Origin of the sequence: Granulicella sp. L60, from assembly GCF_009765825.1 — a bacterium.
Taxonomy (GTDB): domain Bacteria; phylum Acidobacteriota; class Terriglobia; order Terriglobales; family Acidobacteriaceae; genus Edaphobacter.
The window spans coordinates 574010-574434 of sequence record NZ_LMUR01000018.1; the positions used below are offsets into that span (position 1 = coordinate 574010).

The 425-nt window shown below is 68.9% G+C and carries 1 pseudogene; it reads right to left on the reverse strand.

Going from position 1 to position 425, the window contains the following annotated elements:
• Nucleotides 1–90: 90 nt before the first annotated feature.
• Nucleotides 91–425: pseudogene (locus tag GSQ82_RS12770) on the reverse strand (sulfate adenylyltransferase); the annotation flags it as partial.

Here is a 425-nt window from a genome sequence, read left to right on the forward strand (position 1 = left end):
CGTGGGCGAGGAGGGTGCGGACGTGGGCTAGCTTGGAGGCGAGCTCGGGGGAGAGCTGTGCGGTGGTGGGTTCGATGGTTTGGAGGGTGGTCATGGGCGGGGCTCTCCCTGGAGGATGGCGTGGGTTTCGAGGAGACGGAGGAGCTCGTCGGTGGTGGCGATGGGGGTTTGGTGGCCGTCGAGATCGCCTAGGGTGATGGTTTGGATTTCGGTTTCGGTGTGGGTGAGGACGAGGGCTCCGGCGTCGGCGAGGGTGGTGATGGTTTCGGCGGAGGGGGTGGTGGGGCGGACGATGAAGGCGCCGCGTTGGAAGAGGGCGCGCTCAACGGCATCGGCGAAGGGGGTGGGGCCGGTGAGGTGGAGGTGGGCTCCGAAGTGTCGCCAGCGGGCTGCGCGTTCGGCGGTGGAGATGGGGGTGGTGGGGG